Raw genomic sequence first — 14,499 nt, 5'->3', positions numbered from 1 at the left:
ACGAATCGATACGCATCCAAGCCGAAATCCGCATACATTGATACCCGAAGCGCATGATTTTACGAGGTGGGCGGCAGATCCAACCCGGAATCGAGGTCCGTGTCCGGCAGCGCGAGTATCTCGAGCGCCCGTTGCACCGCGGGGTTGGCGCTGTCCGCGCCCCAGGCCACGTCCAGATGCACACTGTTGAGACTGTCGGCGGGCGAGCGGGAATCGAGGTCGCGGAACACGACGCCCCGCGGCGCGAAGTGCTGGGCCGACGCCGGAACGAGCGTGAGGCCGAGGCCGGCCTGCACCAGGGCGAGAAGAGCGGGTACCTGACTGGCGTACTGGATGACGACCGGCTGACTGCCGCTGGCGGCAAACAGGCGCAACAGCAGATCGTGGAAATATCGAGCCTCCGTCGGCGAATACATCAGGAGTCGCTCACGGTCGAGTTCCAACAGAGAAACCGGTCCGGTCTTTTGGGCCAGGCGACCGTCGGCGGGCAGGGCGGCGACCATTCGTTCCGACATGATTTGCCGGGTTAGGATCCCGGGACGGGCCACGAGCGGGCGAAGGAGTCCGAGGTCAACGGTGCCCTTGACCAGCTCGTCCATCTGGTCTGTCGTGACAAGTTCGCGCAAGGTGAGGCTCACGTCCGGCATGTGTTCGGCGGCCCGGCGCAGCAGCAGGGGCAGGGCGCTCTGCGCCGCCATGGCCGTGTAGGCCACCGTCAACGTCCCGGCCGCACCGGAGGCGACCCGGCGCACATCCACGGCCATCTTGGCGGCAAGGTCGAGCACACGGCGGGCGCTCGGCAGAAGCGACCGGCCGGCCGCCGTCATTTCTACCCGCCTGCTTGTGCGGTGAAACAGCAGGGTGCCCATTTCGCGTTCGAGCATCTGGATCTGCCGGCTCAGCGGGGGCTGGGTGATGCGGAGTCGCTCGGCGGCCGCACCGAAGTGCAGCTCTTCGGCGACCGCGATGAAGCATTCCAACTGCACCAATGAAAACATCGATCTACTCCTTGTATCAGTCTGTCCAGATTTTAGCTTGGAGTTGAATCGATTGCACTTTATCGTTTTCGACAGACCCGCTGCGAATCGGCAGCCGACCATAAGGAGTCATCCAGTGCTCGACGGCATACTGTTTTTTCCCATCACGCCATTCCACGGGGATGACACGGTCAATCATGTGGCGCTGCGTGCCCACCTCGAACACGGCATCGGCTTCGCTCCCGGTGGCATCTTCATCGCCTGCGGAACCGGCGAGTTCCATGCGCTCGCCGTGGATGAGTACGCCGAGATCGTGCGCACCGCCGTGATGACGACGAACGGGCGGACTCCCGTGTTCGCCGGCGCCGGCGGTCCGGTCGCGGTCGCCAAGCTGATGGCGCGGGAGGCCAAGGCAGCGGGGGCCGACGGGCTGCTACTGCTGCCGCCATACCTGGTGGGCAGCCCGATTGACGGACTCCTCGCCTATGTGCGCGCTGTCGCCGCCGAAACGGACCTGCCGATCATCGTTTACCACCGCGGTAATGCCCAGTTCACGGTGCCCAGCGCCGTCGAGGTCTCCACCGTGCCCACCGTCGTCGGCTTCAAAGACGGCGTCGGCGATCTGGACCTCATGTCCCGCATCGTGCGAGCCGTGACGGATGCCACGACCGCCGCCGGTAAGGAGTTCCAGTTCTTCAACGGATTGCCCACGGCCGAGGCCTCGCAGGCAGCGTATCGGGCGATCGGCGTTGAGCTCTATTCCTCCGCGACCTTCGCCTTTGCCCCCGAGCTGTCCGTCGCGTTTTACGATGCCCTCCAGGCGGGTGACCACACGCTCACCGCGGCGCTCAACCGAGAGTTCTTCCACCCGCTGGTGGCCTTGCGCGATCTGATTCCCGGTTACGCGGTCGCCCTGGTCAAGGCCGGCGCCGCGCTCGGCGGCATCGACGCCGGTCTTGTGCGTCCGCCGCTGCGGGATGCATCCCCCGAGCACGTGCAGGCACTCGCTCGCATCCTCGCCGCCGGACGCGCGGTACTCGCCACCCGGGAGGTCCTCGTGTGATCTGTCACACCTGAAGCCGCTGTCCACCCATGTAGACGGAGCCCGGGTGCTCGACTAGGCTCGCCAGCACATTGGGGTCAACGAAGGAGTTGGAAATGTCGCTTTCATCGGACGCGGCGACCGGGGTGCGCGACGTCAAGTCCGCATCCCGCACGGTCGAACTTCTCGAGTTGCTTGCAGGTCGGCACAACCGTCCCACCAGCATCCGTGAATTGAGCGAGGCGATGAACGTGCCGCGCAGCAGTCTGCACGCGCTGCTGCGCACGCTCGCCAAGCGCGGCTGGGTGCGCGGCGACAGCTCCGGTTCGATGTACATCATCGGGATCCGGGCGCTGTTGGCCGGCACGAGCTATCTCGATGCCGACCCGTACCTCCCGATCGTGCGGACCTACCTGGACGAACTGCACGAGCAGTTCGACGAGACCTTTCATTTCGGTCGGCTCGACGGTTTCGACATCGTCTATCTCGCTACCCGCGAGTCCAGCCAATACGCCCGGTCGTACAGCCGTGTGGGCCGGCGCCTGCCGGCCTACGCCACGTCGCTCGGTAAGGCCGTGCTGGCCCAGCGCGGTGGCGCGGAACGTGAGGGGCACCTCCCCGTCGATTTGCTCGCGCTGACGCCGACCACCCTGGTGGAACGCGTCGACCTCGACGCCGACCTCGCCCACACCGCGGCCCGCGGCTTCGCGATCGACAACGAGGAGAACACCCCCGGTTTGCGCTGCTTCGCGGTGGCGCTTCCCTACGCCGACCCGACCTCCGACGCGATCAGTGTTTCTATCCCCCTCGACCGCCTCACCGCCGACCGTGAGGCGGACATAACCTCCGCCCTGCGGCTTGCCGGGCAGAAAATCTGCAGCATTGTGCGTCCTCTCAAGGACGCCGCCTGGATCTGAACCCGGAGCTCGAACCAGCTGCGCCGGGAGCCACCATCAACAAGGAGCACTCTCGCCGTGAACAGCCGCACCCTGATTTCTGAACGCCACCTCGTGAAGACCATCACGATCACCCCCGTCGCCTTTCGTGATCTGCCGCTGCTGAACACCGTCGGTGTGCACGAAACGTTTGCCCTGCGCGCTATCGTCGAAATCGAAACCGACTCCGGCTACCTCGGCGTGGGCGAAACCTACGGCGACGCCCCGCACCTGGCCCGCCTCCGTCTGGTAGCCCGCGAGCTCGTCGGGGTTGATGTGTTCAACATCGGGGAGATGCGCCGTCGTATCGTGGGAGCCCTGCGCGGCGACACGACGGTCGGCGGACACGGCATGAGCGGCATGGTCACCGGCTCAAGCACGCCCGACCGCGTGCTCTCGCCCTTCGACGTCGCCGCCCTGGACATACAGGGCAAGGTCATCGGCCGGCCCGTGAGCGACCTGCTCGGGGGCGCGGTGCGCTCCGAGGTGGCATTCAGCGGCTATCTGTTCTATAAGTGGGCGGGGCACCCCGGCCAGGAGGAGGACTCCTGGGGCGCCGCCATCGACACCGCCGGCATCGTGGCCCAAGCCACTCGAATGGTGGCCGACTACGGCTTCACGGCCCTCAAGCTGAAGGGCGGCGTTTTCACCCCCGAGGAGGAAATCGACGCCATCCTGGGGTTGCGCCGGGCATTCCCGGCGCATCCGCTGCGCCTCGACCCCAACGGGGCGTGGACGGTCAAGACGTCCATCAAGGTCGGGCGGGAGCTTGAGGGCGTGCTCGAGTACCTCGAAGACCCCACGCCGGGGATCGCCGGGATGGCTCAGGTGCGTCGGGAGGTGCCGATGCCTCTCGCCACGAACATGTGCGTGGTCAGCTTTGACGATGTCGCCCCCGCTGTGCGCGCCGGCGCCGTGGACGTGATCCTCTCCGATCACCATTTCTGGGGAGGGCTGCGCCGCTCCCAGGCTCTCGCCGGCATCACCGAAACGTTCGGGCTCGGACTTTCCATGCACTCCAACTCACACCTCGGCATCAGCCTCGCCGCCATGGTGCACCTCGCCGCGGCCACCCCCAACCTCGGCTACGCCTGCGACACACACTGGCCGTGGAAGGACACGGATCAGGACGTCATCGTTCCCGGCGTGGTCTCGTTCGCGGGCGGTTCGGTGGCTGTTCCGACCACACCCGGCCTCGGCGTGGAACTGGACCGCGACGCCCTCGCGCGCCTGCACGAACAGTACCTGAAGTGCGGGCTGCGCAACCGGGACGACACCGGGTACATGCAGCGCATCCAGCCGGATTACGAACTGCTCAGCCCACGCTGGTGAGCGCCCCCGCACCCCTGCGGGTGCTCGTCACCGACGGCATCATGAGCCGATTCATTGACGTGCTCACCGCGAACGATCCCCACAACCTGTACACACTCGCGAACACGTGGTCGCCGGAACAGGTGCTGCAGGCCATTCCCGACACGGATGTGCTGGTCTGCTCCTCGATGACGCCTTCCCTGGCGGCCGCCGGTCGCCGCCTGCGCCTCGTGCACGTGACGGGTGCCGGCTTCGACAAGATTCCGCTCGCGGCGCTCGCCGCCCAGACGCGCGTGGCCAACACCTTCCACCACGGTGAGCCGATTGCCGAGCACGTCGTCATGGTCGCGCTCATGCTCTCACGGCGCGTGATCGCGGTGGACCGACAGATGCGGGCGGGAGTGTGGCGCACGGTCGCCAACGATCCCACCGTTCCGTTCCACGGGTCCCTCCGCGGGCGAACCCTCGGGCTGCTCGGGTTCGGGGGAATCGGTCGGGAGGTGGCGCGCCTGGCTCTGGGCCTGGGAATGCGCGTGCAGGCCGTGCGCAATAACCCGCACGGCGCGGTACCCGACGACCTTCCGCTGCACTGGGTGGGCGGCCTCGATGAATTGCCTCACGTGCTGGCAACCTCAGACGTGCTGGTCGTCACCGTGCCGCTGAGCGACCGAACGCGCGGCGTGATCGATTCCGATGCGCTGCGCCTGATGCCGGCCTCGAGCATCCTGATCAATGTCGCCCGGGGACCCGTCGTCGACGAAGACGCGCTCTACGCGGCGCTTGTCGAGGAACGGATCGCGGGCGCCGGCCTCGACGTCTGGTGGGGCGCCCCGGACGCCGATGGCGCTCCTCCGCCCGCGGTGGCCCGCTTCGCCGGTTTCGATACCGTCGTGCTCACGCCGCACTATTCGGGACATGCACGACAGACCTTCGAGCTGCGCGCCGCGGACATCGCCGCCAACGTGCAGAATCTCGCGGAAGGCCACCCGCTCGTCAACGTCGTGCACTGAGCGACCGGCCCCGCCGAGCTCACTGCGGAAAGATCTGGGCCGCTATCAGGACCAGCGCGCCGACGGCGGACGCGGTGAGCGCGGTGAGGCGCAGCCGGCGGTGGTCGAGCAACCGGTTGGCGTAGCGGGAGAGCAGGTAGCCGAGCAGAACCGCGGGGATCATCCACGCCGCCAGCTGCAGGGTGTTCCTGCTCACCGCGCCGAGCACCGAGAGCGCCACGAGGGAGATCGTCGAACCCACCAGAAAGAACGCGCTCATCGTGCCGCGCAGCCGCGCACCCTGTGAACGTTGCCAGATGAGTGCCATCGGCGCGCCACCGATCGAGGTGGCCGTACCCATCAGTCCCGAGGCGGCACCGGCCGTCATGAGTGTGAGGCGCCCCGGTACCGGGGCCCAGCCGGTGAAGGTCGCGATCACGCCGGCCAGGACGACGACCGCAACCGCCCAGGCGAGGCCGCCGGGCGGAAGCACGACCACGAGCCACGCGCCCACGAGGCTGCCCGGAACGCGCCCGATCAGCGCCCAGCCTGCGCCCCGCAGATCCAGGTGGGCGCGTTCGCGCACGGCGCCGATCGCGGTAATGACGACGGCGAGGATGATGATGGTGCCCGGCAGCAGGGCGGGATCGATGAGGCCGATCACCGGGGCGGCCAGCATCCCCATGCCGAATCCGATCGAGGCCTGAAGCGCCGACGCCGCAATGACGGCGACGGCGATGATGCTGATCTCCAGTACGCTCACGATCTGCGGGCGAACAAGTCCGTCACAGGGATCGGGAGCATCGGGAAGTGGCATTCGGCGATGTGTTGGGGTTCGTCGGTCGAGGCGGTGGCGGGGGGTGCGTCGGTGGCGCAGATGTCTTGTGCTTTCCAGCAGCGGGTGCGAAAACGGCAGCCCGACGGCGGGTCGAGCGGGGAGGGCATTTCGCCTTCGAGCACGATGCGGTTCCGGGGTGTGGTGCCGCTGACGTCCAGGCGCGGTGATGCCGACATCAGGGCGGCGGTGTACGGGTGTCGGGGGCGGTCGAAGACCTGCTCGGTGCTGCCGGTTTCAATGATGCGGCCCAGGTACATCACGGCGACCCGGTCGGCGACGTGCCGCACCACGGACAGGTCGTGGGAGATGAAAATGTACGCCACTCCAAGGCGTTGCTGCAGGTCGTTGAGCAGGTTGAGGACCTGCGCCTGCACGGACAAATCCAGCGCGGAGACGGGTTCGTCGAGCACGATCACGTCGGGGTCCAAGGCGAGGGCGCGGGCGATGCCGATGCGTTGGCGTTGACCGCCGGAGAATTCCTGCGGCGACTTCCCGGCGTCGCTGGGCCGCAACCCGACGATTTCCAGCAACTCGCGCAGCCGCCCTTCTCGGGCCTTTTTGCTCGGGTACAGGCTGGTGTGGGTGGACCACGGTTCCGAGATGATTTCCCCGGCGGTCATGCGGGCGTTCAGCGACGCGAACGGGTCCTGGAACACCATTTGCACGCGTCGGCGCCACGCCAGCAGGTCTTTTCCGGTGAGGGCGAACGGGTCGGTACCGTCGAAACGGATGCTGCCCCCGTCGGGGCGTTCGAGCATCAGCAGGGTGCGGGCGAGCGTCGATTTTCCGCACCCGGATTCCCCGACGAGTCCCAGCGTTTCGCCGCGGCCGACCTGCAGGGTGATTTTGTCCAGGGCGCAGAGCACGTTGTTGCCGCGGCCGGGCACATGGAAGTTCTTGGTCAGGTCATGCACGTCCAACAGGGGGACGGGCGGGGTGGTCTCAGACATGGGCGAGCTCCTCAGAGAAGTGGCAGGCGACGGCGCGCTGCGCGCCGTCCGGTTCCAGCGACGGGCGCACCGCGCGGCAAATGTCCTGCACGAGCGGGCAGCGGGACTGATACACGCAGCCGTCGGGAATGCGGTGCAATTCCGGCGGCGAACCCGCGATGGACGTGAGGTCCTGCCCGCGGCCGACGTCGGCGGGAACGGAGTCGAGCAGTCCCCGCGTGTAGGGGTGGTGCGGGGCCCCGAACACCTCTTTCACCGGCCCGGTCTCCACGACGTTGCCGGCATACATCACCGCGACGGTGTCCGCTTCCTCGGCGACCAGGGCAAGGTCGTGGGTGATCAGCACCACCGCCATGTGACTGTCGGTGCGCAGATCCCGCAGCAGCTTCATGATCTGCGCTTGCACCGTCACATCCAGGGCCGTCGTGGGTTCGTCGGCGATCAGCAACCGCGGGTTCAATGCCACGGCCATCGCGATGAGAATGCGTTGGCGCATCCCGCCGGAAAACTGGTGCGGAAACGAATCCACCCGCGACTCCGGCTCGGGAATCCCCACCCGGCCCATCAGCTCGATCGCTTTCACCTTCGCGGCCTTCTTCGACAGGCCCTCATGAATCCGAAACGCCTCCCCCAACTGCGTTCCCACGGTATACACCGGGTTTAACGCGGTGAGGGCATCCTGAAACACGATCCCCAGCTCCGGACCGGCATAGGCGAGGCGTTCCTTCGCCGTCAAAGCAGCCAAGTCGGTGCCGCCGAGCACCACCGTGCCGCCGGCCAGATCAGCGACCGGATCCAGCAACCCGGCGACGGCCTTGGCCGTCATCGACTTCCCGCACCCCGACTCACCGAGCAGGGCGAGGGTGCGGCCGGACAACGCCTCGAAGCTGACATTGTTCACCGCCCGCAATACACCTTTCGGGGTGCGCAGATCCACATTCAACCCGGTGACGGTGAGCACGACGTCGTCGTCGATCATCGACGCACGCGGGACAGTTACGGTTGCTGATTTCATCACAGCACCTCCTTCACGGGAAGACGAGAAATCAGACGCTTACGCGGCAACGTGAGGCGCCACCGCTGGGCCGGGTCGGTCGCGATCCGCAACCACGCCGCGAGCACATTCGCCGCGACCGTGGTGATCATGATCGCCAGGCCCGGGAAGAACGAGAGCCACCAGGCGGTCTGCAAATACTGCCGACCCTGGGCAACCATCAACCCCCAACTCACGTCGGGTGGCTGAATACCGATCCCCAGGAAACTCAACGACGATTCGGCGAGCATCACGTAGCAGAACTCAATCGTCGCCAACGTCAGCAGGGTCGGCAACACCACCGGGATCACATGCCGGCGGATGATCGCATTGGGCCGGGCGCCGAACGTGCGGGCCGCATCAACGAAGGTGCGGCTCTGCAGCTCCGCCGATTCCGCACGGGCCGTGCGCAGATAGATCGGAATCCGCGTCACCGCGAGGATCAACACGATGTTGGCGGCGCTGGGCGAAAACACGTACAGAATCACCACCGCGAGCAGCAGCGACGGGAAACTCATGATCACGTCGGCGACGCGCATCGACGCCGTCTCACGCCACCCCCGGTGATACCCGGCCCACACCCCCCACAGGGATCCGATCACCAGGGAAATCCCCACCGCCGGCAGGGCCACCGACAACGTCGTCTGCGCGGCCACCACCAACCGCGCCAACATGCTGCGGCCCAGCGAATCACTGCCCAGGATGAATGCCCACCCGTCCGAGAAGCTGAACGGCGGTCGGTTCGTCGCCCCCAAATCCTGCCGCGTCGACAGGTCACCCATCAACGTCGGACCGAACACCGCCGTCAACCCCACCATCACCAGCACCACGGCCGCGACACTCGCAAACCGGTCCTTGAGCAGCAACCGAAACAGGCTGACCTTCTTATCGGCGACGCTCTCACTACGCGGCAGCGCGATCGCCTCCGTGCCCGGAGGAGCCACCGCACGCCCACCCAGGGGCAGCTTCGTATCGTTACGCGGAGGTCTGGACATGACTACTCACTTCCTTTCGACTCAGCCGCCGCCAGGACCGGGCGTCGGGCGGACATCTTCCGACGACCCGCCGGCCGCACCCGAGCATCCAACCCGGCATAACCCAAATCAATCACAATGTTCAAAATGAAAATCGACACCGCCGTGAGCAACACCGCCGCCTGCAACACCGCAAAATCACGCTGCAAAATCGAATCGATCATCAGCTTCCCGATCCCCGGCCACCCGAAAATCGACTCCACCACCACGGCGCCATTGATCAAACTCACCGTCAGGTCCCCCGCCACCGTCAACGCCGGAGCAGCTGCGTTCCGCAACGCATGCCGCGACACGACCCGAAACTGACTGGCGCCCTTGCTGCGCGCCAACTTGATATACGGCTCCGACAACGACGACACCATCGCCCCGCGCACAATCTGCACCAACACCCCGAACGGCCGCAACAACAACGTCGCAATCGGCAACACCCACGAACTCGCCCCGCCCACACCCGACGTCGGCACCCACCCCAGCGTGATCGCGAACACCCAAATACCCATGATCGCCAACCAAAAATCCGGCACACTCGCCGCCGCCATCGACACAAAACTCGCAATCCGGTCCGCGACTCCGTTGGGCTTCAACGCCGCCCAACTCCCCACAATCACCGCCAACACAACCGCGAGGAACATCGTCATCCCCGCCAACTGCAGGGTGGCCGGGAAAGCCCGCAACGCCATGGCAGCCGCGGACTCCCCCGTACGAAGAGACTCACCAAAATCCAACCGCAGCACCCCACCGAAATAGTGAGCCATCTGCAGCAACAACGGATCATCCAAACCGTTCTTCGCCGTGAAATTCGCCCGCATCTCCGCCGTCGCATTCAACGGCAAATACAAACTCGCCGGATTACCCGTCAAGCGAGCCAGGGCAAAAACACCCAAGATCACCACCAACAACGGCACCGCACTGGACACAATCCTGCGTCTAAGAAATGTCAACATGAGTCTCTTCTACCTTCAACGACCGGCGTCAGTTAGCTCGCGGGGGTGATTTCCGCGAGGCGCAGTTCATCGCCCGACGAGGAATTCGGCGTGTAGTCGACGCTGGCAGCCTTGCCGAGTACTCCGGTCTGGTGCTCGATGTGAGCGTACTGCACGATTTCTTCGTTCTGATAGTTGAAGATGTCCTCGTAGGCCTGCGCACGGTCATCACCAGACTTTTCGCCGGCAGCGGTGAGCATGGCGTCGAACTCGGCCGTTCCGAAGGTGCTTTGCGCTCCCGTGCTGGTCATGTACTGTTCGACCGTGAAAGCGGCGTCCCCGGCCTGGTTGCCGTGCTGGATTAAGAGCGCGATGGCTCCGTCGTCGGTCACGAAGGGGCGCAGCTGATACTGGAGGTGCTGGGTGGTATCGACCATTTTCAGCTCCACCGTGAGGCCGGCCTGGCTGAGCTGCTCCTGCAGGACCTGTGCCATCTCCGAGACCTTGGGGAACTGCGCGTTCCGGGCGACGATGGTGATCTTCTCATCCACCGGCACGCCATCGGCCTTGGCTTCGGCGACGAGCGCCTTGGCCTTCTCCAGGTTGAATTCCCACGGCTTGAGGTCGGGGTCGTGTCCGATGATTCCGGCAGGTACCAGCTGAGCGGCAACGTCGGCCTCACCCTTCTGGAGGGAATCGACGATCCCGGTCTTGTCGACGGCGAAGTTGATCGCCTCGCGTACCCTGATGTCGTTGAGGGGTGCGATTTCGCCCGTGAGACGCAGCGCCACGGTTTCATTGTTCGGGTAGCTGACTGCCAGATCCCCGGCGCCGTCGTCGGGGCCGAGGCCCATCGCGATGTCGGCCTCGCCGCTCGTGATCATGGCGGCCCGGACGGTGCCCTCGGAACGCCACTGGTACTCAGCGGTGGCATAGGCGGGCGCGTCACCCCAGTAGCTGTCGTTGCGTTCCAGCGTCAGCTTCGTGCCCGCGTCCCACTTCTGAATCTTGTAGGGGCCGGTGCCGATCGGCTCGCGAACCTTGTCGGTGGCATCCGTCGTGACGGGTACCATCTCGACGAAGGACAGCCGGAGCGGCAGAATGGGGTCGGGCTTCACGGTCGTGACCGTGAGGGTGAGGTCGTCCACGGCCTTCACGACGAGGTCGTCATCGCCGAATACATATCCTTCGACGTTGCAACCGAGATCCGAGTTAACGGTGCGGTCGATGGTGAACGCGGCGGCTTCCGCGTTGAAGGGCGTTCCGTCCTGGAAGGTGACGCCGTCGCGCAGGGTAAAGGTCCACTCGGTATCGCCGGTGGCTTCCCATTCGGTGGCGAGCAGGGGATCAAGGTCGCCGGTGGAGGGGTTGCGTTCCACGAGAGGTTCGGTGATGTTCGAGCGGACGACGACACCCGTGGAGGTGAGGCTGGACTCACAGGGCTCCAGGGTGGGCGGCTCCTGCGTCAGCACGACCCGAACCGTGTCGGTGGTTCCGTCGCCACCCGAGGGCGCTGAATTGGCGACGGAGCAGGAGGTGAGGAGCAGAGCCGCACCGGCGGCGAGCGTGGCTCCGACGGCGATCCCCCTGGCGGGCGATCGGGTGCTGCGCAGAAAAGAAATCGACATTGGTTCCTCCGAAGTTGGATGATGCACAGACCCGATGGCGCTCCCCCGTGCGGCCTCTCGTCTACAGATGAAGCTTAGGTCTGTGCTTGTAGACACGCCCCAGCTTGTGCGGCGCTTCGGACTACGTCAAGACACGAATTCGACTCGCTGCGGCCGCCATGCCGTCCGCACCGCCGATCATGCCCTCCGGTCGCCCAGTGGCGGTCCCGTGCACCGCGGAATTCCGCGGAAACCGGTGGTTTCATTCACCGCGGGTATCGATCCATACGAATTGCGTGTTGGACGTGCATCGGTGGCGGAACGTAATCTGCAGAACGTGACTATCAATTCAGAGCTCCCTATTAAGAGTACGTCGGCCCCCGTCCGCAGCACCGGTTCGACCCCGACCGGCCGCGTTCTCCAGGTGGGCCCGCTGCACCCCGCCGTGGAGCGATCGATCGTGGCGGACCACGCCGCCGTCCGGCTTCCCGACGGGGAGGAGCGGGCGGCGTTCCTTGCCGAGCAGGCCGCCACCTTCACCGTGGCGGTGACTTCCGGAAAAGTCGGAGTCGATACGGCGCTGATGGCCGCCCTGCCCGAGTTGCGCGCTGTGGTCAATTTCGGCGTCGGTTACGACACGACCGATGTGGCTCAGGCGAGAGAGCGCGGCATCGTGGTGAGCAACACCCCCGATGTGCTCAACGGCTGCGTGGCGGACACTGCCCTCGCGTTGCTCCTCGACGTCTTCCGCCGCACCTCGGCCGCAGACCGCTTTGTACGGGCCGGCAATTGGCTGGGTGGTAATTACCCGCTGACTACGAAGTTCAGTGGCAAGCGAGTCGGCATCGTCGGTCTGGGCCGGATCGGCCGCGCCATCGCCACCCGGCTTGAGGGATTCAACTGCGTGATTTCGTATCACAATCGGAACCCGGTGACCGATGTCGACTACCACTACGTCCCCACACTCACCGAGTTGGCCGGGTCGGTGGATGCCCTGGTCGTGGCCGCAGCGGGCGGGCCTGACTCGGTCAACCTGATCAACGCCGAGGTACTCGCCGCCCTCGGCCCACAGGGCTACCTGATCAACATCGCCCGTGGCAGCGTCGTCGATGAAACCGCCCTCGTCGCGGCGGTTGTGGACGGCACGATTGCCGGCGCCGGCCTCGACGTGTTCGCCGATGAGCCTCGTGTTCCCGGCGCCCTCCTCGGCCGCGACAACGTGGTGCTCTTTCCCCACCTCGCCAGCGGGACGCATGAAACTCGGGAGGCCATGGCCGAGCTCACCGTCGCCAACCTGGAACAGTTCGTGCGCTTCGGCACCGTGCTCACACCGGTCACCGCTTCCTGAGCGGGGCCTGCGAGGGCCTGCCCCCGGCCTGTCGATGTCACCGCAGGCCGCCGCCTGTCCCTACAAGCGGGCGAGGCGTTCGATGTCTTCGAGGAACTCGTCGGCGACCTCCGCCGACACGGTAGTGCGGGTGGAGAGGATCGCGTCGACGTAGTCGGCGGTGCTGGGGCCGGCCAGGCCCGCGGCATCCGCGTCGGAATGAAGCGACTTCTCCAGTGCGTTCTGTGACGCCCGATGCGCCGCATATTCGATGTCGGCGGGCGAGAATCCCTCGCTCTTCTCCACGAGGGTGTCGAGGTCGACGACGCCGGCAACGGCCGAGGGGATGTAGCGCTCCCAGATGGCCTCGCGCGCGGCCACGTCAGGCAGCCCGATGGGGATGACGTAATCGAAGCGGCCGTGGCGCAGGAACGCGGAGTCGAGGGCGCGGATGAAGTTGGTGGCACACACGAGCAGCCTGTCGGGCTGGTCCCGAAACGCGGGAATGATCTTCAACAACTCGTTCGTCACCCCCTGCATGGCGGAGGGCGGATCGCCCTGACGTTGCGCGGCGATCTCCTCGACCTCGTCGATGAACACCACGGCGTGTTCGAGTTCGGAGATCTTGAGGAACGTTTCCCGCAGCGCGCCCGCGAGGCCCTGAGGGTCGGCGGCGAGGCGTGACGGAAACACCTCCACGAATGACCACTCCAGTCGGGACGCGATCGCCTTGGCGAACGTGGTCTTGCCGGTTCCCGGAGGGCCGAAGAGCACCACGGCCTTCGGCGCCGAGACACCGTACTGCTCGGCGAGGTCGGGCTTGGCGAGCGGCAGAACCAGCCGTCGTTCCAACAGGTCCTTCTCCCGTTGCATGCCACCCACCTTGCTCCACAGGTCCCGCGGAAGCACGCGGCCGCCGAGCTCGGTGAGGAGCTTGAGTTCCTCGCGCTGAACCGGGATGTGCCGTTCGAAGTAGCGCAGGTTCTTCTTCATCTCGAAGCCGCGGTTGAGGAACGCGTCCACACGAGTCTCGGACTCGGGCATGAGCGCGGACAGTTTCGTCATGCCGTCGGGCGCCATCCGGCTCTCGAGGGCGGCGAGCAGGGCCGTGCCGATGCCCTGGCTCTGCCACTTTTGTGCGGTGGCAAGGAACACGACCCATCCCTGCGCGTGGGCGGCGCGGCTCACCGCGGCCCCGACCACCTCGTCGCCGTGCACGGCCACGACGGCGTAGTCCTTCTGGCACGAGGCCAGAACCTCAGAGAGTCCGTAGACCGGCTCCAGGTCGGAGGCCTTGATCTCTTCCCACAGGCGCAGAATGCCGTCGAGATCGTCGGAGTGAAAGTCGCGCAGACGCCAACCGGTCATTCTCTACCTCACATCTTTGGGTGTGCTGCCAATCTACGGCACCGCCGCGAGCTGTCCGTGCCGCCCGTTCCCTCGTCGTCCCGCCCGCACCGCGCCCGACGGGATGCGGATGCTCACTTCGAGGCACGCTCCGCGGCGAGCGGGTTGCTTCACCATCTGGTCGTG

At 66.0% G+C, this 14,499-nt stretch carries 13 protein-coding genes; 5 read left to right on the top strand and 8 right to left on the bottom strand.

The window, feature by feature from the left end; translation table 11 throughout:
• Positions 1-59: 59 nt before the first annotated feature.
• Positions 60-998 carry a LysR substrate-binding domain-containing protein gene (locus tag AC1MB9_RS00365; protein ID WP_479963085.1) on the bottom strand — a complete coding sequence of 313 codons (939 nt, stop codon included), beginning with the start codon at positions 996-998 and terminating at the stop codon, positions 60-62.
• 115 nt (positions 999-1,113) lie between these two features.
• On the opposite strand from AC1MB9_RS00365, the gene AC1MB9_RS00360 reads away from it, so the two are divergent.
• The 4 genes from AC1MB9_RS00360 to AC1MB9_RS00345 all read left to right on the top strand — a co-directional run bounded on the left by AC1MB9_RS00360 (position 1,114) and on the right by AC1MB9_RS00345 (position 5,275).
• Complete coding sequence (locus tag AC1MB9_RS00360; protein ID WP_479963084.1) at positions 1,114-2,040, top strand: 5-dehydro-4-deoxyglucarate dehydratase; 927 nt, start codon at positions 1,114-1,116, stop codon at positions 2,038-2,040.
• Between the two features lie 95 nt (positions 2,041-2,135).
• Positions 2,136-2,936, top strand: coding sequence for an IclR family transcriptional regulator (locus AC1MB9_RS00355; RefSeq protein ID WP_479963083.1), 801 nt, complete (start codon positions 2,136-2,138; stop codon positions 2,934-2,936).
• A gap of 57 nt (positions 2,937-2,993) precedes the next feature.
• Positions 2,994-4,286 carry a glucarate dehydratase family protein gene (locus AC1MB9_RS00350; protein ID WP_479963082.1) on the top strand — a complete coding sequence of 431 codons (1,293 nt, stop codon included), beginning with the start codon at positions 2,994-2,996 and terminating at the stop codon, positions 4,284-4,286.
• Positions 4,283-5,275 (top strand): 2-hydroxyacid dehydrogenase, encoded by a 993-nt coding sequence (locus AC1MB9_RS00345; protein WP_479963081.1) that lies wholly within the window; start codon positions 4,283-4,285, stop codon positions 5,273-5,275. The genes AC1MB9_RS00350 and AC1MB9_RS00345 overlap by 4 nt, the downstream gene beginning before the upstream one ends.
• Before the next feature lie 19 nt (positions 5,276-5,294).
• Here the strand turns inward: AC1MB9_RS00345 and AC1MB9_RS00340 are convergent, their stop codons facing one another.
• The 6 genes from AC1MB9_RS00340 to AC1MB9_RS00315 form a co-directional block, all read right to left on the bottom strand.
• Positions 5,295-6,017: a sulfite exporter TauE/SafE family protein gene (locus AC1MB9_RS00340; protein ID WP_479963080.1), complete on the bottom strand. Its 723-nt coding sequence runs from the start codon at positions 6,015-6,017 to the stop codon at positions 5,295-5,297.
• Positions 6,014-7,042, bottom strand: a complete 1,029-nt coding sequence (locus tag AC1MB9_RS00335; RefSeq protein ID WP_479963079.1) for an ABC transporter ATP-binding protein — start codon at positions 7,040-7,042, stop codon at positions 6,014-6,016. The genes AC1MB9_RS00340 and AC1MB9_RS00335 overlap by 4 nt, the downstream gene beginning before the upstream one ends.
• Complete coding sequence (locus AC1MB9_RS00330) at positions 7,035-8,057, bottom strand: ABC transporter ATP-binding protein (RefSeq protein WP_479964677.1); 1,023 nt, start codon at positions 8,055-8,057, stop codon at positions 7,035-7,037. Before AC1MB9_RS00330 ends, AC1MB9_RS00335 begins: the two co-directional genes overlap by 8 nt.
• Positions 8,057-8,941 carry an ABC transporter permease gene (locus tag AC1MB9_RS00325; RefSeq protein WP_479963078.1) on the bottom strand — a complete coding sequence of 295 codons (885 nt, stop codon included), beginning with the start codon at positions 8,939-8,941 and terminating at the stop codon, positions 8,057-8,059. The genes AC1MB9_RS00330 and AC1MB9_RS00325 overlap by 1 nt, the downstream gene beginning before the upstream one ends.
• A 131-nt stretch (positions 8,942-9,072) precedes the next feature.
• Complete coding sequence (locus AC1MB9_RS00320; protein ID WP_479963077.1) at positions 9,073-10,053, bottom strand: ABC transporter permease; 981 nt, start codon at positions 10,051-10,053, stop codon at positions 9,073-9,075.
• Positions 10,054-10,085: 32 nt separating this feature from the next.
• Positions 10,086-11,660 carry an ABC transporter substrate-binding protein gene (locus AC1MB9_RS00315; RefSeq protein ID WP_479963076.1) on the bottom strand — a complete coding sequence of 525 codons (1,575 nt, stop codon included), beginning with the start codon at positions 11,658-11,660 and terminating at the stop codon, positions 10,086-10,088.
• Positions 11,661-11,976: 316 nt separating this feature from the next.
• On the opposite strand from AC1MB9_RS00315, the gene AC1MB9_RS00310 reads away from it, so the two are divergent.
• Positions 11,977-12,987, top strand: coding sequence for a 2-hydroxyacid dehydrogenase (locus AC1MB9_RS00310; RefSeq protein WP_479963075.1), 1,011 nt, complete (start codon positions 11,977-11,979; stop codon positions 12,985-12,987).
• A 60-nt stretch (positions 12,988-13,047) separates the two neighbouring features.
• Here the strand turns inward: AC1MB9_RS00310 and AC1MB9_RS00305 are convergent, their stop codons facing one another.
• Positions 13,048-14,334 carry an ATP-binding protein gene (locus AC1MB9_RS00305; protein ID WP_479963074.1) on the bottom strand — a complete coding sequence of 429 codons (1,287 nt, stop codon included), beginning with the start codon at positions 14,332-14,334 and terminating at the stop codon, positions 13,048-13,050.
• Positions 14,335-14,499: the final 165 nt, after the last annotated feature.

This window comes from Cryobacterium sp. AP27, assembly GCF_056680495.1.
The sequence above is the reverse complement of the archived record's forward strand: the minus strand, read 5'-3'. Positions and strand labels throughout refer to the sequence as shown.